Raw genomic sequence first — 21289 nt, forward strand, 5'->3', positions numbered from 1 at the left:
TATGCCTAGGGATGGTGATTATCGGGAAGTGCTTATCTCCGAGCTTGGTTATTTCGCTGGAAGCTTTGTAACCGATCACTTGTAAAGTGGTCAGCTCAGCATCGAGACTCATCAAAGCATGAGGCGATCGTACCGGTATTCATCATTTTGACCCGCGTCGGTCCCATCGGTGGGTTCGCCAAAGACACCGGAGGACCTGGAAGAGCAGGCCTTGGCCCGCATTTGCCAGGAATGCCTGGGTGTCGAGTGTGTTGGGAACAATGTCGTGTTTGCGCCCAACGACGATGACGACGTGTTCACAGCTGACAACATCGAAGCCGCGACCAATGCGTCGACCCTGATACGGACCTTTGAGCACATGCAGGCCGAGATCTGAGCGGTGACGGAGTGGCAGCGTCTAACGAAATCGTCCGAAACTTGCCGAGCGCGACGGTTCAGGCTGAGACGCTGTAAGCACAGCGCCAATGCCCTCGTGAATAGGAGTAGTCAACTTCTCCATGAGAGAGCAGAGTTGCTCTGCTGACCAGTGTGATCGAGCATCCCGCTCCGCAGAGTTTCAGGAAGTCCGGGACCATTCCAGCAGGGCATCATGAGCCGTTAGACAGGTGATAATGGTCAAGGAGCAAGCGATGTCATTTAGGAATCGATCCGACGCTGGCCGTAAACTCCCTGGCGCGCTCGTGAGATATCAGGATCAGCATCCGGTGATTCTCGCCCTGCCGCGCGGCGGTGTTCCCGTTGCGGCCGAGGTTGCTGCGGCGCTCGACGCACCGCTCGATCTCATTATCGCGCGTAAGATCGGCCTACCCTCACAACCTGAGCTGGCCATGGGCGCTGTCGTCGATGGCGAGATGCCCATCGTCGTGCGCAATGAGGACGTCATTCTGCTTTCCGGTGTCAGGGAACAGGAATTCGAGGTTGTCTGTGACGCTGAGATCGCCGAGATCATGCGGCGGCGTCAGCGTTATCTGGGGCATCGTGAACGGGCAGATATCACTGGGCGAACGGCTATCGTGATCGATGATGGCATTGCCACCGGCGCAACAACCCGCGTAGCATTGCGGGCGATCCGGGCGCGCAACCCGAAAAAGCTTGTTCTGGCAGTGCCGGTGGCCCCATCGGATACTCTTGCCGAACTTCGGAGTGAGGGATCGAGAAGGCCGACGGAACCCTCAAGGGTCATGGTGGCTCGTTCCTCCTGCGTGAGGCCTAATGCGACAGGAGCACCGGAACAGTCATGGAGCGGAGAATCTCCCGGGTTGTCCCGCCCAGAATCAGCTCTCGCAGGCGCGAGTGGCCATAACCGCCCATGACGATCAGATCGGCTCCGTGGTCGGCGGCATACGAGAGAATCATACTCGCAACATCGATCTCTTCGTCCGGAAGCGTCCTGACCGTCGTATCGATGTTGTGCCGCGCCAGATGCCGGGAGAGGTCCCGTCCTGAGTAATGAGGCCTCTTCTCTTCCTTGCTGACGGTGACGATTTGCACCTGTTCGGCATATTTCAACAGTGGCATGGCATCAGAGGCTGCACGGGCAGCCTGGACGCCACCGTCCCAGGCAATGAGAACTGTCTTGATGTGCTGGCCCACATAGATGTAAGGCACCGCCAGAAGGGGGCGCCCCGACCCGAAGAGGGCAGCTTCAACGATGGAAGTGGTGTAGAGCCCATTAGGATCGGGTTGTGGAAGAATGCAGGCGTCGAAGCACCGTGCCAGACGACTGAAGGAATAACCTATGTCGCCAGCTGTCGCATCAAACTTGATGACATCCGTTTGGATTGCGTTGTCTCTCGCGGCATCGGCAAACTCCTGGGCGGCTCTGGTTGCGTCATCCGCCGCCTCATCTCGCACGCGGGAGACGAGATCGTCGGGCAGCTCGGCTATCAGACCGGGCGGGAATGAGGGCTGAATCACCGGGATCGCTCCTGTTAGAAAAGCTCCGGTTACGCCTGAGAGCCAAACGCCATAGGTGACCGCGGCCTGCGTGCCCGCACCTCCAAGAACCAACAGATCCTTCAGGGCCATGCCTTCCTCCTACATATTGCTGGCTGACCTTCAGCCTGTGTCACGCTGACGATGACCTGAAAAAGAGTAGGCGTGATTGATCAAACGCAATCTCCCGCATGGAGTCTCTGGCATCCTTGAGGCCTCATTTGGCGACACTACGGGAGGCTTATTATGGCTGAGACAACCAAACTTCCGGTCCAGAGAGGAAAAGAAGCTGCTCTCGATACAGGGTCCGGGTCATTCAATCGCATGCGCCGGGACATGGATCGGCTGTTCAATGAGCTTGGACGAGGATTCTTTCAGTCCCCATCACGGTTGAGCATGCCGGAACTGGGACCATTCTGGCAGAGAACGGAGCGAGAGCTTGAGCCGGTCGTCGACTTTGTCGAGCGCCCCGACAGATACGAGATTACGGTCGAGCTTCCCGGAATGGACGAAAAGAACATCGAGGTGAGACTTGCCGGCGGAAGCCTGATCGTCTCGGGCGAGAAGCGCGAGGAAAAAGAAGAAAAGGACGTGAACTACTATATGTCTGAGCGGCGCTACGGCTCCTTTCAACGCTCCTTCCCATTGCCGGATGGCATCGATCTCAACAAGGTCAATGCGACTTTCCAGAAGGGTGTACTGACCGTTTCAATTCCGAAGACGGAGGACGCAAAAAAAGAAACCAAGATCGAGATCAAGGCTGCTTGACCTCGATCTCCGTATCTCGGGGGAGGCCGCTTCGCCTCTCCCGAAACGGTGAGATCATTGCGGTTGCGTGACGAATACCATACGCTCGGAAGGCAGGGCCATGGATCAAGCTCTTCGGGAAAACATTCTATCAATCCTCAGCAGTGCAGACGACCTGACGATCGCGACCCTCCGCGATGATGGCTATCCACAGGCACCGACTGTCAGCTTTGCCCATGAGGATTTGTTCATCTATTTCGGGTGCTCAAGTGTCTCGAAGAAGGCGTGCAACATCGCCCGTGATAATCGAATCTCTCTGACAATCAACCTGCCTACGACGATTGGAGCTCGATCCGGGGACTTTCGCTTGCCGGACGAGCGCTACGGATCAAAGGCCAGGAGCAATGCGAGCGAGCAGGCCGAATTCTCGTACAAAAATTCTCCGAGGCTATTGCGAAGCATGTATCGAACGGGTTGGAGGGCGTTGCACTCTTCTGCATCAAGCCCGAGGTCATCTCCGTTCTCGATTGCCGCAAGGGCTTCGGTCACAGTGATACCGTGATCTGCGATAGCTTGGATGAACTGCCCAATATCGTCGAGAAGGCCGATCTTGAATCCTTCCCGGCGAGTGATCCGCCGGCTTGGACGCGGACCACGAGCCAGTAGAGCATGTCGAACCCGCATCGAAGATTGAGCTGCGTGCCCGCAAAGGTGCGGCTCGGATAAGGAGCGCGCGATGGATTACCGAGCTTTTCTCGTTCATGTCGAGGCTGGCAGCACCTCTTCGGATGCCCGGCTTGTCCTCGCAGGGTCTCTGGCGGAGAAATACAATGCGGCATTGATCGGCGTGTCCGCTGGCGAAATGCCGCCTCTGCCGATTGCAGACCCCTATGGGATCAACGTTGATGGGGAGATCCTGCGGATGGAGGAAGAGGATCTCAGGAAGAGCTTACAGGCTGCCGAGACCAAGTTCTGGGAGCAGCCAGCTTGTAAGAAAGTGCCAGCAGCCTGGCGTTCGACCATTGGATCGCCATCCAAGATCGTGGCCCAGGAGGCCAGGGCGGCGGATGTCGTGATTGCCGGACGTGACCTTCAGCGCCTCAAAGACGAGCCCTATCAAACGGTCGATCCCGGCGACCTTTTGATGCGACTGGGACGGCCTTTGCTCGTCGTTCCACCGGGAACGGACTACCTGGAGGCTCAGCATGTCGTAATCGGATGGAAGGATACACGTGAAGCCCGCCGTGCCGTATGGGACGCTTTACCTCTTCTCGTCCGAGCGGACCATGTCAAAGTGGCCGAAATCGTCGAAAGGGAACATATTGATGCAGCGGTCGCACAAGGAGACGCGATCGTCTTATACCTTGAACGGCATGGCGTGAAGGCGGACGCTGAGGTCCGGACACAGCGTGAGAGATCAGTCGCTGATGAATTGTTGCTGGTTGCGGAACAGACCGGGTCCGATCTCCTCGTGGTTGGAGGCTACGGGCACACCCGTCTGAGAGAGTGGGTGCTCGGCGGCGTCACGGGCGACCTTCTGAAGCATAGCCCCAAGTGCTGCTTTTTCTCTCACTAGCCTGGAAGAAACTACAGCACATATATCAGCCAGGCAGACAGGCCTCTTAGCCAATTCGGGGAGGTCTAATGATTATGAGTTCTGGTCTCTTTTCATCTGGCGCTCTATATCGAGCACGCGCAGGGTGGTCTTCAAGATAGAGTCGGGATTGAGGCTGATCGAGTCGATCCCGAGACGCACAAGATACTCAGCAACTTCCGGATAATCGGATGGCGCTTGGCCACAAATGCCTGAATGGCGGCCGTTGCGGCGTGCCCCCTCTACGGCAAGAGCAATCATCTTCATCACGCCGGGATCGCGCTCGTCGAAATCAAAGGCCACGATCTCGGAGTCCCTGTCCACACCGAGTGTCAATTGCGTGAGGTCGTTCGAGCCGATCGAGATGCCATCGAAGCATCGGGAAAATTCATCAATTAGGATGACGTTGTTGGGGATCTCGCACATCAGATAGATTTGCAGCCCATTCTTGCCGCGCGTGAGCCCAAACGTGCTCATTTTCGCAATCACGCGCTCGGCCTCTTCGATGCGGCGGCAAAACGGAACCATCACTACAATGTTCGTCAGGCCCATTTCGTCGCGGGCACGCTTCAGCGCTGCGCATTCGAGCGCAAAGCCTGGCTCGTAAGCTGGATGGGCATAGCGGGATGCACCCCGAAAGCCGATCATCGGGTTGGCTTCTTCCTGCTCGAAGGCGCTGCCGCCGATTAGGCTCGCATATTCGTTGGTCTTGAAATCGGACAGCCGCACGATCACGGGCTTAGGGTAGAACGCAGCGGCAATAGTACCGATCCCCTCCGACAAACGCTCGACGAAGAAGTCGGACGGCCTTGCATAGCCCTCTGTCAGGCGTGCGATCTCGGCGCGTTCGGTCGGGTCGAGGCGGTCCTGATCGATCAGAGCCATCGGGTGAACCTTGACCGCGTTGGAGATGATGAACTCCATGCGCGCAAGGCCGACACCGTCATTGGGCAGAAAGCTCAAGGAGAATGCGCTGTCAGGATCGCCGACATTCATCATGATCTTGGTCGCCGGACGAGGCATTGCAGCAAGATCGGTTTTCTCCACATCGAAGGGAATCAAACCTTGATAGATCTTTCCAGTGATGCCTTCAGCGCAGGAAACGGTCACCACGTCGCCTGTGCAGATCGCTCCTGTGGCATTGTCGGTTCCCACCACGGCGGGCAGTCCAAGTTCTCGGGCAACGATGGCGGCATGACATGTACGCCCACCCCGATTAGTAACGATGGCCGCCGCCGACTTCATGATAGTGCCCCAGTCTGGAGATGTGGTATCGGAAATCAGCACTTCTCCAGGCTGGAATTGGGCGAGATCCGACGAATGACCGATCACGCGGGCTTTCCCAGATGCGACTTTGGCGCCGACGGCGCGGCCCGTCACCAACACAGGTCCTTTGCCGGTCAGGCGATATTCTTCGTACTTGCCGCGATCAATCCTGGATGCAGCGGTCTCGGGGCGCGCCTGGACGATATAAGTTCTGCCATCAATTCCATCTTTCGCCCACTCGACATCCATAGGGCGCCTCTCGCCTGCTCTCGCGCTGTAATGGTCCTCAATTTTGATGGCATGCTCGGCGATGAGGAGAACTTCCTCATCCTGCAGGCAGTAGCGCGCCTGATCCTTCTTGTCGGTTGGAACGTTGCGGGTGTGGTTGCGCGATCCGCCGCCCGCATAGACCATCTTGATTTTCTTGGTTCCCAGGGCGCGGCGCAGGACCGTGCGCTTGCCTCCCTTGAAAGTCGGCTTGAAGATATAGAACTCATCAGGGTCGACAGCGCCTTGCACTACATTCTCGCCCAGCCCATAAGCGCCGGTGATGAAGACGACATCGGGAAATCCACTTTCGGTGTCGATGGAGAAAGCAACGCCGGAAGCGGCTAAGTCCGAACGCACCATCTTCATGACGCCGACGGAATTCAAAACCTTGTAGTGGTCGAACCCGTTGTTGATCCGGTAACGAATGGCCCTGTCCGTGAACAGGCTGGCGAAGCAGCGACGCACGGCATCCAGAACCTGCTGTTCGCCACTGATATTGAGATAGCTTTCATGCTGCCCAGCGAAGCTCGCATTCGGGAGGTCTTCTGCGGTTGCAGAGCTGCGTACGGCAACTGTCAGCCCAGTGCCATATTCATTCCTTAGCTCCTGATAGGCTCGGCAGATTTCAGCCGACAGGTCCGGTGGAAGGGGAGAGCTGGAGACGAGTTCGCGGGCTTCGTTCGCCCGTTCCGCCAAGTCTGAGACATTCCCGGGATCGACAGGATCAAGGATTGTATGCAAGCGGGGCGACGCATCTGCCTGCTGCAAGGTAACCCAGTATCCTTCCGCGGTGACCGCGAAGCCGTTCGGCACCAGCAGACCTTTTGACGTGAGTTTCCGATAGAGTTCGCCGAGAGAGGCGTTTTTGCCGCCAACCAACGCGACATCCTCAAGGCTGATATCCTTGAAGAACCTGATGTAGCGATACTCTGACGTCATGTGGCACCTCGCTATCAAACCTAGCGGCTGATGAGGTAGTCCTCGCTGCGCAATCCGTTAACACAGAGACCCACGTAAGTGAGGCGGGTTCGAAAATCGACGTGACCTCGACAGAGTACGTTAGCGGATCACGAGAACTGGCAGCTTCGAATGAGAGAGAACCTTCAGGGTCTCACTTCCAAGAAACATCGCCGAAACACCGCCACGGCCATGAGAGGCCATGACAATCAGGTCGCATCCTTTTCCTTCCGCGGTGCGGATAATGGCTTGATAGGGTTCGTCATTCTCCTTGTGGAGTGCAGTTGTCTCGACACCGGCGGCTGCCGCTAGCCTCCTCGCATCGGCAAGGACTTTCGAGACCTCCTTCGACATATGCTCCCTGAAGGAAGATAATGTTTCCTCAAGCTGAGTAGGCTCAAGGCTGAAGGTATGAAATCGTTCCGAGACGGTCAGTAAGGTAACGCTGGCGCTCAAGGCCTTAGCCAATCTCACACCATGTTCAACGCCCCGGGAGGCCAGGGAGGAACCATCCGTTGCAATCAGAATGTGCGTGTACATCAGAACCACCTCATTGGATCATAGACCGGGTTGCCTTTCAGGATATCTCGCCTCTCAGTACGAGAGCAGAACTGGCACGGGGCTGTTATTCAACATGGTATGTGTGACGCCGCCCAGAACGAATTGGCGCAACCGCGAGTGGACGAAAGCACCCATAACGATGAGATCTGCCCGGATATGGCTCGCGTGAGACCGCAAGGCTTCACCCGCATCTCCATTATGAGCGGTGAGTTCCGTGACTGTGCAGTCGATCTCGTGGCGGGTAGGGTTCGGCGCCAATTCTGCACCTGGCACCGATGCGGACAGATCCTTTTCTCTTGATATACAGACGATCTCGACCTTCTGCGTCATTTTGAGAAGTGGGAGAGCATCAGCGACAGCTTTGGCTGCCTTTGCGCTTCCATCCCAAGCGATGATTGCAGTGCTGATCTTGAAAGTATCGAAGCTAGGTGGAACCAGGATGAGGGGCCGCCCACTGTTGAACAAAGTTTCCTCAATGACTCCCCGATTGAAGCTCAGGGCATCGGGGTGTGCATCAAAGATGGTGAGATCGTGCACCCGTGCCCTCTTGGCAAACTCGGTCGCCAGCACGGGATAGGATCGATGAATGGCCTCAGCCGTGCAGGACACGCCCTGCGCCTGCCCATCCTGGCGTGCCTGCTCGGCAAGTTCGCTGGCGATACCTTTGAGGCGCCTGTTCTCTTCTTCAACCAGTGTCGTCGCCACTTCACTGATAAAAGCATGAGTGACCGTCAGCTCAGGAGACAAGGCGGCAATAGACACATGTGCATCAGCCTGGCGCGCTAGGGAGAAGCCATAGTGCAAAGCTGAAGGTCGCGCTCTTTCCTCCTGGTTGAACCCGATGAGAACGCTCTTGAGATTCTGGATCATATCCCTCTCCTATTGAAGACATAATGATGCAGATTCAGAGATCCAGATTGATATTCATCAAAGTATTATTGTTTGATTCTGGTTGTCCATAAGGCCAGGGCAATGATTGAGGTTTATGGCCAGAACCTGGATCCGTAAGCCCCTGACAAATCCACATTATAGGCCGCCATTATCTGCGGATCACCACTTCTGCAATCCTTCAGAAGCTCTCCATAATGACGATAGACTGGGCTCGCCGATCATGTAGATAGGCCATCACGTGGCGCGCAGGACGATGGTGATAGTTCGGACAACCATAGGATTTCAGCTAGTGACCCGTAAACCGACCTTGACGGAGGCTATGGCACATCGAAGTGGCCATGGAAATTAAGCCAGTCCCTACCCGATGCGCTCGATATGCGGCGGGAACTTGCCCCCACGCCTAGCTGCTCGAAGCTGCCGTCGAAGCGACCGAGCCGGACCAAGCCGTCCCAGTGGTAATCGACGTAGAACATGGCCAAGTTGCCCCATGGCTTGAAGTAGCAGAGATCGCCCGGCCGCTCGTTGCTGAAGGGGCCGCTGCCATCCTCCGTGAGCTTGCGCGGCAGGTAGGTAATCTTCTCGTTGTTGCCGTAGTCCTCCATGGTGAGATCCAGGGGGAAAAGTGTGGTCACATCCCGGGCCGACGGGTTGTCTGAGAGCTCTGCTCATGACTGGAACGGAGAGGGGTCAAATGGGGTATGTGTCGCCGCCGCTGTACCTTTGCTTCAGAACCGCCAGCGCTTTCTCTCGTCTCTAGGGTCTTAGGTCCGGCTGCCAGGCGTCATAAAGCCGAGGTTACGAGCTGAACGCCAAGTAGAGGCCCTGCCAGCCATGATCCTGTTCGCGAGCGGATCGAAGTTGGTCAGGGGCTATAATCAAGCTGGGCGAGGTCTCTATTTCCAACGATTGTCCCATGGGGTGTCCCGAGCGGATTCAATGTTGGTGTTGGCGTGTTCTTTCGCGCCATTCTGACACCCTTCAGCGCCAATATTAAAGAGTATCTACTTGCGGAAAGAAGCGGATACAGGCAGGCCCGTCTAGAACTAAGGAGAGTAGCATCGGATTGTGATGCACTCCATTGAGCAACTGAGAGGGCTATCTGTGATTCTGTGAGGCCGGTTACTGACTTCACAGCAACCGAATCCGACCATTGATCAATCCCACATTGCAGCTTTTGCATCTAAAGTCGGAATAGTTCTATGCTTGATGTGCTCGGCCCGTCATGATCGGCGGTTCGCGATCAGACAGCAGCACCTTCTACGACAGCAGTCTCGGTTCACTCTGGTTCACCACACCAGGATAAGAGTGACCGTTTCTGGAGGTGTGCTGCTGTGAAGTGGCCGGCCTCCTATTCAGCATGGAGACCAGATATGTTAAGACGTGCAGACCCTCTCAATTCACAAGTTGATCTTGGAGGCTCAAGCGCCTCGTTGATCAAGGACGCAGCCTTTATCGACATCCGTCCAGGCGTCACAGCACGGTGTGGCCTCTGCCTCGTTGCTCAATTGCCCGCAAACCCGCACAACGCGCGGGTCCATTCATCCAAGCAGATCAAGAAGATCGGACGTTCTCTCGAAATCGCAGGGCATCTTTCGTCCATCATTGCTGACGAGATGTGGACGATCCTTGCCGGTCATGGTCGTATTCAAGCGAGCAATTGCAGCGGCGCTCAGTGCGTGCCGGTCGTGCAGGTTATCGACCTTTCGGAAGCCCAGAAGCGGGTTTTCCTCATCGCAGATAACTGCATCGTCGAGGGCGCTCGCACCGACCGCAAGAAACTCGCCGAGCAAATTCCAGAGTTGACTCCATTGCTCGAGAGCATCGGCTGTCAGCTTACCGATACCGGTCTGGGAATGGCCGAGATCGATCAGCTGACGATCGGCTTTGAGGATAGTTCACACAATCCGGCCGACGAGATCGACCCAGCTCTGTTGCAGGAAATGATTGTCTTGCAGCATGGCAATCTTTTTGTGCTCGGAGAGCACAGGCTTCTTGTCGGCGACGCACGCGAGCGGTCTGCCGCCGATCGCCTGATGAATGGAGAGCAGACGGCTGCGACCTTTCTCGACCTGCCATATAATGTCAAGATCAGCAGCATCGTGGGTCGCGGCAAAATCCAGCATGTCGAGTTCGCCATGGGCTCGGGCGAGATGAGCCGGACAGAATTCGTGGCTTTCATGAAATCGATATTGAGCAATGTCGCCCATGTCTCACGCCAATCGGCGGTTCATTTTCTCTGCATCGAATGGAAGCACGTGCACTAGATGATCGAGTCCGCTGAAGCTGCTTATGCCTCTTATCTTAACCTTGTAGTCTGGAACAAAACCTACGCAGTTCAAGGCGGGACGTACCGCAGTCAGCATGAATTGATGGGCGTCTTTGGTGCCGGGTAAGAAGCGCATCAAAACAATTTCAAGAAGGGGAAGTCCGGTAGAAACCGTTCCAACTTATAGACATACCCTGGGGTGAACACGTTCCGGGCAGGCCGCATGAACGATCTGGCAGTCCATCCTACCGTCAAGCCAAGCGCCCTCGTGGCGGATGCCTTCAAAGACGTCACTTGCCGCAATGAATGGGTCATCGACACCTTTGTAGGGTCGGGAACCAGCATCCTGGCGGTCGAAACCATTGGCCGCCGTGCTGCTGCCCTGGAGATTGAACCCAAATACGCCCAGATCGCCATCCGCCGCTGGGAGCACTTCACGGGCCGGGACGCCATTCATTGCGAGACAGGTTTGACCCTGAACGACTTGATCAAGCAGCGCAGCATCCAAGCTCCCCAGGCCCGCGTGTGTACCCGGGTGCAAAAGTGAGATCTGCCATGATAGCGAAGAAGCCCATGCGCACGATCACTATGACACTCAGGAAGCCGGAGTTAGCCCAGGAGCATGCACCATCCACATTGCGTCATACGCCCGAGCCTCTTGGTTCTGCAGAGCACACTGAGCTGGTTGCAGCGCCATCCTAGCCCGCAGCTGAAGGCTCAGCCACCCGGCTTCGTAAGGGTGACTATGAAGTCGGCTACAAAAAGCCTCCTAAGCATTCACAATTTCCGCCTAAGAAGTCCGGCAATCCGAAAAGGCGGCCTAAAGGTGCCAGAAGTCTTAATACGCATCTGAGGGAAGCACTGTCGGCCAAAGTGCGGGTTGGTGAAGGCGGACGATCCAAGAAGCTCAGCAACGCGCAGATTGCCATGACGCGTCTGGCCAACAAGGCTGCGGAGGGCGACGTCAAAGCGATCCAAACGATCTCGAAGCTCGAGGAGGATTGCGAGCGGCGGCGTCTTCCACCGACCAACCCAGGCAGCCCGCCTGAGGTTCGCCCTTGGAGGCTAGTGATCACGATATTCTGACATGGTTCGGAGAAGTGTATGCGACTTCCAAACAAGGAGAAGCCGTCCCGCACTCCTCTCCTTGCGGGAAGTCGATCAAGACGCCGGAGGGCGAGCCATGTCGATAGCCGATCCGTCCTTCTCCGATATGCGAGCGTTTCAAGCGCTTGCACGAACCCATCTGTTCCCGCCTACCTGGAAAGCTTTCACTCTGCTCCACCCAGACATGGTATTCGTGCCGGCATGGCATGTGCAAGCTATAGCGCATGCCCTTGAGCGATGCGTTCAGGGCCAGTGCCCGCGCTTGCTGCCCGAGTAACGATGAACGTTCGACAGCGCCTCCTGGGCCACCCAGTAGAGGCGGTGGCAATGGGCCTGGGCAAGGGCTCACCGTTGTTCTCGATGCTGATGTCGACCTGAGTGCCGCTTCGCTGAGAGAAACCTCGGGCGAGCCAACTCAAGGCCGCCGTGAGCCCAGTATCGTCGAGGAGTGGGGGATGGAGCAGATAGGACAGCGTGCGGACTTCTTGAAGGCTCTGCTCGGCCAGTTCGAGGGTCTCCATCAGTGTGCGGCGGGCTGGTTCCCCCGCATCGCGCAGCCCCTCCTGCAGGCGCGTTGTGTTCAACGTGATGGCAAGGAGGTTCTGGGCCGTGGTATCATCAAGTTCCCGCGCAATGGCGCGCCGCTCCTCGTCTTGCAGATGCATGAGGCGGCCGCTCAGCCGGGCCAATTCCTCCTGTGTGCGCTTGACCTCAGTGATGTCTTCATGCGCGATGACGATACGGCGGGTCTGCGCCTGTTCTGGCCGCGTTACGCGAAGCTGAAACCAGCGCGGCCCCCCGGGCTGCGGCAGGGATACTCCATCCGGAACTCGGATCGGGTGCCTTCCATGATGTCGCGCAGCGCCGCCGCGGTTCGCGCCGCATTCTGCGACAAGGCGGCCGCGGCCTCGCAGACAGCTACGTAATTCATCCCGACGCCGTGGTTGCCGTCGGCATAGCCGGAGGCGTGAGCAAAGGCGCGCCAAGCCTGGTTGATCGCGATGATCGTGCCGGCTTCGTCGAGCACCGCGATATGGGCCGACAGGGCATCCAGGGTGGAGCGCAGCAAGGCCTCCGCCTCCACGTCGGGCACGATCAGGGTTGGCAGGCGGTGAGCCTGCGGCGCCCTTGCGACCGCGCGAAGCCATTTGCGGGATCCCGGCTGCGCTAAGGATAAGGCATCATTATGGGTAGGATGGTCCGTTCTGGCCTCAAACTCGGCTGCGCGGCTGGCGCTATAGGACATATGGCGAATGCGCGTGGACTTCCCATGGCAGCAAGAGAGAACGCGGGCCTCTACTGTGATTACTCGGCTCCACTCAGGAAACTCCTGATGCAAACCAGGGTGGGCTCTGGCTACATCCATCGAGGCTGGCGCCGGTGAACCGACAGGGCGCAGCGATCTGAGGATAGAAGGATGAACGCGAAGTATAGTGCCTACGCCATAGCTGCAATGCTCGTCGCGGCAAGCCCGTCCGCAGCGGCGAATATCGTTGAAACCGCCGTCAGTAATGGCAGCTTCAAGACGCTGACGGCGGCCCTTCAGGCCGCCGGACTTGTTGAAACCCTCAAGGGCAAGAGTCCCTATTCGGTCTTTGCGCCCACCGACGAAGCCTTCAAGAAGCTTCCGGCCGGAACGGTCGAGAATCTACTGAAGCCCGAGAACAAGGCCCAGCTTCAGAAGGTGCTGGCCTATCACGTCGTGGCTGGGAACGTCATGTCCGGCGACCTCAAGGGTAAGACGACGAACGCGATGACCGTCGAGGGCAGCGCCGTACGGATCGATGCCAGCGGCAATACTTTCATGGTGGGCGACGCGGTTGTCACACAGGCTGACGTCAACGCATCGAACGGCGTCTTCCACGTGATCGACAGCGTGATCATGCCGAAGTTGTAACGTTTGTCAAAGCTTGGGGATGGCGGGGCGCCGTCATCCCGGGCGTTTGGGTGTTGATGATTTGGTCGACGCCTGATGCCTTCTCATCAGGAAGCACCCGACTTTGCCAAAGGCGGGGCAGGCGATCGCATGACGGCTAGGCACCCCCACGGTCGAGGTCGAGTCTTGCAAGCGGGGTGGGCTATTCTGTCATGCTGCCGAGTTCGTCATTCCAGCGATATTGGCAAACAAGGGGCTGCGTTCACGATACAGAGTGAACCCATCCCGGCCGGACCTCACATATTTTGTCTGTCTCGTCAGTCTGGATTGAAAGAAAGAGCAGGGACTTCACGGAAGAGACGATCAAAGCCGCAAACACTCTGATGTCAGAAGCCACATTGGATGAACTGCGAGAACTGGCGCAAGACTTGCGTGCTCTAGCACCCGACAGCGCCCTCGCTGATCTCGTCGAAATCAAGATTGAGCGGCTCTCGACTGAGGGCGACCAGGATTAGCAATCTCCGCTGTGCTTTGGCTAACACATCGAAGCTTGTTTGAGCTCTGTTACATAAAAATTCTTCCGTGAGCTCTGTTCAGCCGTGACGACTTGAAGGGCTCGAAGGTGAGATGTAAAAACTGGAAATACCTTCTGTTGGCACTCCTGAGACGTAAGCGCTTGGTCCTCTTCCATACTCAAGTGCCGACGTTCGTTGGGGAAGCCGGAATGTGAAAGAGTGACCCGAAACCGAAGCAACGATCAGGCGTACGCGACCCAGCCGCGGAACGTGAAGCCCATATAGAAAAGGCTGATCCCACTGAACCCAGCATCCCACAGGAGTTGCTCGTCTTCGTCGGGCGCAAGGATCGGCAAGCGAGATCCGATCCCGGATCGCGCATTGTTTGCCATGGGGGAATTCATGCCAGAAGCAATCGCGAAGGCGGCATATCGATCAAGCCAGACGTCACGTTCACTGGGTCCCTGCGGGAAGCTGAAGTGGGCGACGACGAAGGGCGCACCGGGTCGCAAGCGGCGCGCCGAACCTCCTTAAGCGTTCGCAGGCGCTCCTCGCCTTCAATGAAGTGCAGGGTCAGAATGCAGGTTGCGGCATCGAACGGACCTTCCGGCGCGACGTCGATGAGGCCTTGGTGCAATCGAGTGCGGGCCGAGAGTTCTCCGAGGGTCTTGCGCGCAAGGTCCAGCATCGCAGCGGACGGATCAACGCCATCGAAGGACCAGTCAGGCTGCGCCTCGGCGAACACCTTGATTTCGAGGCCGCCGCCCGCACCGAGAACGAGCACCTGCGCGTTATCCGTGGCACGTTCAGCGAGGAGAACCATCGTCATTCGTTGCAGGCCGGCAAAGCCAGGCACCATTCGTGGTAGCCCTTCAGCGTAGCGTGCGACGGCCTGTGGGTCAGCGAATGCATCATGCGACATCGGTCTGGTCCTCGAATGCGCATTGATTGGCCCGCTGGGTCATGCGGGCGTGGAAGTCCGCGCTGAGCGCAGCCAGCGTAACCTTCCCAAACTGCTCAAGCAGCAGGACCTCCGCCTCGGCGAAGGCATCGTTCATCGCCGCGTTCACCGACTGCTCCACAAGACAGCCCGGTGCTTCTGTCCGGTTCCCGATGGCGAAGATGTGGGGCGAGCCGATGGCTTCGTAGATGTCGCGAACGGTTACGGTGGAAAGATCGCGGGCGATCCTCCAGCCACCGCCGTGTCCTTTCTCGGACCGCACGAGACCCTGCTGGCGCAGTCCAGCCATGATGCGCCGAATGACGACAGGGTTGGTCCGCATTGCCTTGGCGAGGTGCTCCGATGTGACAGGCACGTCCTCGTCGGCCATGTGGAGGAGGACGTGCAAGATGCCGGAGAGGCGGCTGTCGTATTTCATGTAACTTTATATGTTGCATGAGTTGCCGTGTGTCAACCCAGCAGAGATTCTGTGCCTTCCTCTTTCGTCATCGAGAATCGGATCTGGACCGTTCGGCGAACCCTCCGCCACGCATATGCATGGCTGGGAGGGTGCCCTTATCCATGGGCGGCCACGGGTTAGTGCCTTGTTAGCAGGCGTGTGAGAATGAGAGCGAGCCGCGCTGAGCAATATCCGAATAGCGCCGCAATAGGCCGTGTTGGGTGCTCCGCCTATTGATCCAATCGAGATTTCACCAATCTCGAAACGACTCTTTCTGCCACGGAGCTGAAGTCAGCCGAATGTCAGCTTGCGACGGCAACACCAGACGTTTCCGAAGAGCCGGGAGTATCCTGGTTTGACCCAGAGGAGACATTCAACGTGGCCCTCTTTGGGTGAGTTCATGTCAGAACCCGTCGAACGACCCATTGCCCCGGCCGCTTCTCGCCCTTGGCGGAGAACGCAGACCGGGGTCATTTGCCTCATCTGCGTCCCTGGCAGGCGCGCGGCGCGGAAGCTTGTGCCCGGCTAATGCGGCGCGGCCTGGACCCGCGTCAGCGGCGTGCCATCCACTGCCGTGGCTTGCGCGCTCTCGAGCTTCTTGATGTCGTCGGCCGACAGCGTCGGCCGGTCCACCTTGATCGTCAGCTTGTCCAGCCTGGCGGTCAGCGGGAACGGCGGCTTGTAATCGGCGTCGTTTACCCCGGTGAGCGTGTCCGAGCCGACGTCGAAGCTCTCATCCCATTGCAAGATCATCGGCAACGTCTGCGGCAGCGTGATCGTCTGCACCGCCTTACCATCCACCTTGAGCGTACCGGTGCCGGAGCGACCGACGCCGCTCATGTTGTTGAACGCAAGGGTGCCGGCGCCGAGGCCGTCATACCGGAAGTCGAATTCCACGGTGTGCTTGCCAGGCGTGAGGACTTCCGGCCCCTCCCACTTTACCCGCTTCAGGTCGACCAGGTTCCACAGGAACACCGGCTTGCCCTTGAGCAAATAGAAGCCGTAACCGGCAAAGCGCCCGCCCGAGGTCAGGATCATCCCCTCGGCACCTCCCGGCGGCACCTCGATGTCGGCCGTGATCGTGTAGGAGGTGTTCAGCAAAAGCGGCGAGTCGCCCTGCGGCAACCCGGTCATCGGCCGAGTGTAGACGAACTCTGTCCGTCCCGCGGTGATGTTCGGCCGCGGCGCGACGATGCGCCCGGCGACCGAGGCATCCATCGGGAACACCTGGTGCTTCCTTGCCTCTTGGACAAACATCTGCTTCAGCTCCGCGACCTTCTGCGGGTTCCTGTCCGCCACGTCGGTGGTTTGGTTGAAGTCCGTGTTCAGGTCGTACAACTGGAGCACCTGGTTGTTGAGCGGATCGGGATTGGCTGGACCAAAGGCTTCCCAGGGTGCCCGGTTGACCTTGGTGCTCAGGAACCAGCCGTCGTGGTAGAGCGCCCACTGCCCGAACATCTCGAAGTATTGCGTCGTGTGCCGCGACGGCGCCTTGGCGTTGGCCGCGTCGAAGGTGTAGGCGAAGCTCGTGCCCTCGATCGGCGCTTGCTTGATCCCGTCGACGACCTCCGGTGCGCCGATGCCGGCGGCCTCGAGGATCGTCGGCACGACGTCGATCACGTGCACGAACTGCTCGCGCAATCCGCCTTTGTCCTTGATGCGCGCCGGCCAGGAGACGGCCATGTTCTGGTTGATGCCGCCGAGCTGGGAGGCGTTCTGCTTGAACCAGGAGAACGGCGTGTCGAAGGCCCACGACCAGCCCGCGGACATGTGGTTGTAGGTCTGCTCGGTGCCCCAGACATCGTAGAACTTCATCTGGACATCGACCGGCAGTTCGTTCAGGCCATTGAAGAACGCCACCTCGTTGGGTGTCCCCTTCGGCCCGCCCTCGGCGCTGGTGCCGTTGTCGCCGTTGATATAGATAATCAGCGTGTTGTCGCGTTGTCCAATGTCGTCGAAGGCCTGGATCACGCGTCCGATCTCGTGGTCGCTGTAGGCCGCATAGGCGGCGTAGACCTCGGCCTGCCGAATGAACAGCTTCTTCTCCTCGGCCGAGAGCGCGTCCCACTCCTTCAGCACGTCCTTGGGCCACGGCGGCAACTTGCCATCCTGGGGGATCACGCCGAGCCGTTTCTGGTTCTCGAAGATGCGCTCGCGCAGCTTGTTCCAGCCGTCGTCGAACAGGTGCATGTCGCTGATCGTCTTGACCCACTCCGCCGTCGGATGATGCGGCGCGTGCGTGGCGCCGGGCGCGTACTTGACGAAGATCGGCTTGTTCGGCTGGATCTGGTGCATCCGGTTCACGTAGTCGATGGCATCGTCGGCCATGGCGGTGACCAGGTTCCAGCTCCCAGTCGGCTTGCCCTCGAACGGATAGATCTGCGTCGTGTTGCGGAAGAGGTTGGGTTGCCACTGGTTGGCGTCGCCGCCGACGAAGCCATAGAAGTACTCGAAGCCCATGCCTACGGGCCACTGGTCGAACGGCCCAGCCTGGCTGGCCGCGAAGGCAGGCGTGTTATGGTCCTTGCCGAACCAGGACGTGGCGTAGCCATTGTCCTTCAGGATCCGGCCAATGGTCGTCTTGTCCTTGGCGATGATGCTGTTGTAGCCCGGGAAGCCTGTGGACTGTTCTGAGATGACGCCGAAGCCCGCCGAGTGGTGGTTGCGCCCGGTGATCAGCGCCGCGCGCGTGGGCGAGCACAATGCCGTGGAGAACATGCGGTTGTAGCGCAGGCCCTGGCTGGCGACGCGATCCAGGGCCGGCGTCGGGATAACACCGCCGAAGGTGCTGGGCACCCCGAAGCCGGCATCGTCGGTGATGATCAGTAGGACATTGGGCGCGCCCTGCGGCGGCACGATGCGCGGCGCCCACCAGGGTTTCGACTGCAAGGCATCGTCGTTGATCACGCCGCCGAACTGCGGGTCCGGGGCGGGGAGCTGGCGGCCGTCGATGGCGGTGGTCGCATCCGGCGCGCCGCGCGCCTGCTGGGCCTGGGCCACCGAGAGCGTCAGGAGGCTGGCAGTGACGAGGGCAAGGGTGAGTGACGTCGCCTTCATGTCCGCGATCCTCCGGTAACGGGCGCGCGGCAGGCTGGGCCATCCCGGCGGCTGCGTGCGGCTCAGCCTTGATTCCACATCAGCCCGAAAGGGCCTGCTTGATCGGACAGGACATCGGCTTGACGGAATCGGACAGGATGATGGGCCGAAAGTCGGGCGGGGCCTCCACACGGCGGATCCTGTCCTGATCGGCCAAGGGCTTGTCCGGTTCGGTCAAGCAGGCCGAAGCGGCCCGCGGAACACTGCCGGCTTCGTTCGCACCCCGAGGAGGCACCGACTGCCATGACCGCCGTCGATCTCACGCCAGGCACAGAGATTCCCGGAAGAACCCCGCCGCACCCAGACATGGCCTGGGTGCCGGGCGGCACGTTCCGCATGGGCTCGGACCGGCACTATCCCGAGGAGGCACCGGTCCATCGCGTCACCGTCGACGGCTTCTGGATCGATGCCACGCCGGTCACGAACCGCCAGTTCCGCGCCTTCGTTCAGGCCACCGGTCATGTCACGGTGGCGGAGACCAAGCCCAATCCGAAGGACTATCCCGGCGCGCTGCCGCACATGCTCAGGGCCGGCTCGCTCGTCTTCAGCCCGCCGGACCATCCGGTGAGCCTCCAGGACTGGAGCCAATGGTGGGCCTTCGTGTTCGGGGCGACCTGGCGCCGGCCCTCCGGACCCGGCTCGTCGATCAAGGGACTCGACGATCATCCGGTGGTGCATGTCGCCTATCCGGATGCCGAGGCCTATGCCCGTTGGGCCGGCAAGGAGCTGCCGACCGAGGCCGAGTGGGAGTACGCCGCCCGCGGCGGGCTCGACGGCGCCGAGTTCGCGTGGGGCGACGAACTGATGCCGGGCGGGCGGCCCATGGCCAATATCTGGCAAGGGGCATTTCCGTTCCGGAACACGCGCGAGGATGGCTACGAGCACACCTCGCCGGTGAAAACCTACCCGCCGAACGGCCATGGCCTCTACGACATGATCGGCAACGTCTGGGAGTGGACGAGCGACTTCTATGCGGCGAGGCATTCGGCCGATGCGGCCAAGCCCTGCTGCGTTCCGTTGAACCCGCGCGGGGCACGCGAAGAGCAGAGCTACGATCCCTGCCAGCCGGAGATCCACATTCCCCGCAGGGTGCTCAAGGGTGGCTCGCACTTGTGCGCCCCAAGCTACTGTCGCCGCTACCGCCCGGCGGCCCGCCATCCGGAGCCGGTCGACACGTCGACCAGCCATGTCGGATTCCGCTGCATCTTCAGGGATGCATCCACCTGATGATGGTCTCAGCCGCACGACGGATGCTCCGTGCCTCGGGAGTGACGACCATACCGAGAGTCCGGCCGAGGATTTCTCGAGCGACGATGCGACCGCGATCCGGCAGGGGCGAACGGCCCCGGAAAATCGATCGGAGGTCACGAAGGGCATCTGTCCGGAATGCTGATGCATCCGGCAGGAACATGCGGATCCGTGGATCCGCACCGTGGCACCGACGAGACACCCGGCATCGCGGCGCCCGGCTTCAGGGTGAACACCGAACAGCGTCGGGCCTCATGGAAATGGTTCTACCGCCAAAAAGCCCCGTCAGGTTGACCTCGACGGGGCTGAGTTTGTGAAGGCCTCGGCAAGGGAATGCGGGGAATGAGGCCTCCGGAAAGGCATCATGCCCAATCAGCCGGGGACTGTTTGACCGCGGCAGACAGCGGCCGGACATTTCAGGACAATCGGCAGTCCCGCTATGGTTCGAGGGCGGATTGGCGTTGTTCCGCACGCCAAGCCGTCGGGGTCCGGCCCGACCAGCGCCGGAAGGCGCGCGTGAAGGCACTGGCCTCGGAATAGCCAAGCGCCGCGGCGACCTGATTGAGCGGCACCTTGCCGTTGGCCAGCAACTGGCGTGCGATCTCGAACCGGGCCTCGTCGACCAGGCCACGGAAGCCCGTCCCGTCAGCGTGCAGGTGCCGGCTCAGGGTGCGACGATGCACGGCAAGGCGGTCCGCGACGGTCGCGGCCGAGCACCGGTTGGTCAGGATCTCGGTCCGGAGCAGGCGGCGCAGGTTCTCCTGCCAACCCTTCTCCGCGGCGGCCTCAAGGTCCCGGACGCGGGCCTCGAACACCTCGCGGAAGATCGGGTCCGCGCCGGCGATGCGGTGCCCGAGCCAGCGGACGGGGAAGACTAGGGCGGCGACCTCTTGGTCAAAGCGGACGGGGGCCTGGAAGAAGCGCCGGTAAGGGGCTAGGTCGGCCGGCGCGTGCCGCGGCAGCAGCACCTCGTCCGACACCCAATCAGGGCCGCAGAGCATCCGCATGATGTTCATCGCGACGGCAATCGCCCCGTCCGTGATCTGCTCCGGACTCTCCACGCCCGGCTCGTAGATCGCGTAGCCGAGCAGCGCCACGTCCCCGGACACCGACAGCGTCGGGGCGGCGCCCCGGTCATGGAGATGCAGGTGCTCGACGAGGGCCGATAGTGCCTCGCCGACGGTCGGCAGGTGTTGCATGAGGCCGCCGACCGGGCCGATCGTCGACAGGGTTCCCCGCTGCCCGACCAGCAGACCGAAATGCGGGCAGCGCGTGCGTGCGACGCAACGCGCGAGCAGGTGGCCAAGGGCCGCATACCGGATGGTGTTGTTCTCGTCGTCGAAGAGCCTCGGATCCAGACCAGCCTGACCGATCACCTCGTCCGGGTCCGCACCAAACGCGCGCAGGAGCGGCACGATCTCCTTGGTGACGCTGATCCGGATGACCCCGGTCGACAGTGCCGGCGGTGGCATCCGGTTCGGCGACGCGGTTTCGGTCCGGCGAAGCGGGTCCGGCGGAACCTCGATCGGGTCTGACGCGGGCGGACGCGGGGGACGCATG

17 protein-coding genes and 3 pseudogenes are annotated in these 21289 nt (G+C 59.7%); 9 read left to right on the plus strand and 11 right to left on the minus strand.

Translation table 11 applies throughout. The features are described from left to right. The first annotated feature begins 629 nt into the window (after positions 1 to 629). Positions 630 to 1313, plus strand: a complete 684-nt coding sequence (locus I2H36_RS12925) for a phosphoribosyltransferase family protein (protein WP_196264601.1) — start codon at positions 630 to 632, stop codon at positions 1311 to 1313. Here the strand turns inward: I2H36_RS12925 and I2H36_RS12930 are convergent. Then, the gene (locus tag I2H36_RS12930) at positions 1210 to 2028 is read right to left on the minus strand and encodes a universal stress protein (RefSeq protein WP_196264326.1); all 819 of its coding nucleotides are present in this window, start codon (positions 2026 to 2028) and stop codon (positions 1210 to 1212) included. The two genes, I2H36_RS12925 and I2H36_RS12930, sit on opposite strands and share 104 nt — an antisense overlap. A gap of 243 nt (positions 2029 to 2271) precedes the next feature. On the opposite strand from I2H36_RS12930, the gene I2H36_RS12935 reads away from it, so the two are divergent. The 3 genes from I2H36_RS12935 (at position 2272) to I2H36_RS12950 (ending at position 4258) form a co-directional block, all read left to right on the plus strand. After that, positions 2272 to 2703 carry an Hsp20/alpha crystallin family protein gene (locus I2H36_RS12935; RefSeq protein ID WP_246718797.1) on the plus strand — a complete coding sequence of 144 codons (432 nt, stop codon included), beginning with the start codon at positions 2272 to 2274 and terminating at the stop codon, positions 2701 to 2703. A 453-nt stretch (positions 2704 to 3156) separates the two neighbouring features. Beyond that, positions 3157 to 3348: a hypothetical protein gene (locus I2H36_RS12945; protein WP_196264618.1), complete on the plus strand. Its 192-nt coding sequence runs from the start codon at positions 3157 to 3159 to the stop codon at positions 3346 to 3348. Between the two features lie 181 nt (positions 3349 to 3529). After that, entirely contained in the window at positions 3530 to 4258 is a 729-nt protein-coding gene (locus tag I2H36_RS12950) for a universal stress protein (protein ID WP_343234451.1), read from the plus strand. A gap of 72 nt (positions 4259 to 4330) precedes the next feature. Here I2H36_RS12950 and ppsA read toward each other — a convergent pair whose 3' ends face one another. The 4 genes and pseudogenes from ppsA to I2H36_RS12970 form a co-directional block, all read right to left on the minus strand. Further along, entirely contained in the window at positions 4331 to 6751 is a 2421-nt protein-coding gene (gene ppsA, locus I2H36_RS12955; RefSeq protein WP_196264330.1) for a phosphoenolpyruvate synthase, read from the minus strand. A gap of 120 nt (positions 6752 to 6871) precedes the next feature. Next, complete coding sequence (locus I2H36_RS12960; protein WP_196264331.1) at positions 6872 to 7309, minus strand: universal stress protein; 438 nt, start codon at positions 7307 to 7309, stop codon at positions 6872 to 6874. Positions 7310 to 7363: 54 nt separating this feature from the next. Beyond that, positions 7364 to 8200 carry a universal stress protein gene (locus tag I2H36_RS12965; RefSeq protein WP_196264332.1) on the minus strand — a complete coding sequence of 279 codons (837 nt, stop codon included), beginning with the start codon at positions 8198 to 8200 and terminating at the stop codon, positions 7364 to 7366. 378 nt (positions 8201 to 8578) lie between these two features. After that, positions 8579 to 8886 (minus strand): annotated as a pseudogene (locus I2H36_RS12970) (cyclophilin-like fold protein); the annotation flags it as partial. 765 nt (positions 8887 to 9651) lie between these two features. On the opposite strand from I2H36_RS12970, the gene I2H36_RS12975 reads away from it, so the two are divergent. From I2H36_RS12975 to I2H36_RS20510, 3 genes and pseudogenes are all read left to right on the plus strand, one after another. Continuing rightward, on the plus strand, positions 9652 to 10485 hold the full coding sequence (locus tag I2H36_RS12975) for a ParB N-terminal domain-containing protein (RefSeq protein ID WP_196264333.1): 834 nt from the start codon (positions 9652 to 9654) through the stop codon (positions 10483 to 10485). A gap of 225 nt (positions 10486 to 10710) precedes the next feature. Next, complete coding sequence (locus tag I2H36_RS12980) at positions 10711 to 11034, plus strand: DNA methyltransferase (RefSeq protein ID WP_196264334.1); 324 nt, start codon at positions 10711 to 10713, stop codon at positions 11032 to 11034. 236 nt (positions 11035 to 11270) lie between these two features. Continuing rightward, positions 11271 to 11573: pseudogene (locus I2H36_RS20510) on the plus strand (DUF5681 domain-containing protein); the annotation flags it as partial. 236 nt (positions 11574 to 11809) lie between these two features. Here the strand turns inward: I2H36_RS20510 and I2H36_RS12990 are convergent. Next, positions 11810 to 12259: a sensor histidine kinase gene (locus I2H36_RS12990; protein WP_196264336.1), complete on the minus strand. Its 450-nt coding sequence runs from the start codon at positions 12257 to 12259 to the stop codon at positions 11810 to 11812. A gap of 104 nt (positions 12260 to 12363) precedes the next feature. Continuing rightward, positions 12364 to 12840, minus strand: a complete 477-nt coding sequence (locus I2H36_RS12995; protein ID WP_196264337.1) for a hypothetical protein — start codon at positions 12838 to 12840, stop codon at positions 12364 to 12366. Between the two features lie 171 nt (positions 12841 to 13011). On the opposite strand from I2H36_RS12995, the gene I2H36_RS13000 reads away from it, so the two are divergent. After that, positions 13012 to 13491, plus strand: a complete 480-nt coding sequence (locus tag I2H36_RS13000) for a fasciclin domain-containing protein (protein WP_196264338.1) — start codon at positions 13012 to 13014, stop codon at positions 13489 to 13491. Positions 13492 to 14227: 736 nt separating this feature from the next. Here the strand turns inward: I2H36_RS13000 and I2H36_RS13005 are convergent. The 3 genes and pseudogenes from I2H36_RS13005 to I2H36_RS13015 all read right to left on the minus strand — a co-directional run bounded on the left by I2H36_RS13005 (position 14228) and on the right by I2H36_RS13015 (position 18442). After that, positions 14228 to 14844, minus strand: a pseudogene (locus I2H36_RS13005) (class I SAM-dependent methyltransferase). Positions 14845 to 14896: 52 nt separating this feature from the next. Beyond that, entirely contained in the window at positions 14897 to 15364 is a 468-nt protein-coding gene (locus I2H36_RS13010) for an RrF2 family transcriptional regulator (RefSeq protein WP_196264339.1), read from the minus strand. A 546-nt stretch (positions 15365 to 15910) separates the two neighbouring features. Continuing rightward, positions 15911 to 18442, minus strand: coding sequence for an arylsulfatase (locus I2H36_RS13015; RefSeq protein ID WP_196264340.1), 2532 nt, complete (start codon positions 18440 to 18442; stop codon positions 15911 to 15913). A gap of 282 nt (positions 18443 to 18724) precedes the next feature. Here I2H36_RS13015 and I2H36_RS13020 point away from each other — a divergent pair, with 282 nt between their 5' ends. Continuing rightward, entirely contained in the window at positions 18725 to 19708 is a 984-nt protein-coding gene (locus tag I2H36_RS13020; RefSeq protein WP_425523307.1) for a formylglycine-generating enzyme family protein, read from the plus strand. A 458-nt stretch (positions 19709 to 20166) separates the two neighbouring features. Here I2H36_RS13020 and I2H36_RS13025 read toward each other — a convergent pair whose 3' ends face one another. After that, on the minus strand, positions 20167 to 21288 hold the full coding sequence (locus tag I2H36_RS13025; RefSeq protein ID WP_246718798.1) for an AraC family transcriptional regulator: 1122 nt from the start codon (positions 21286 to 21288) through the stop codon (positions 20167 to 20169). Position 21289 lies beyond the last annotated feature (1 nt).

Source organism: Microvirga terrestris, from assembly GCF_015694425.1.
Classification (GTDB): domain Bacteria; phylum Pseudomonadota; class Alphaproteobacteria; order Rhizobiales; family Beijerinckiaceae; genus Microvirga; species Microvirga terrestris.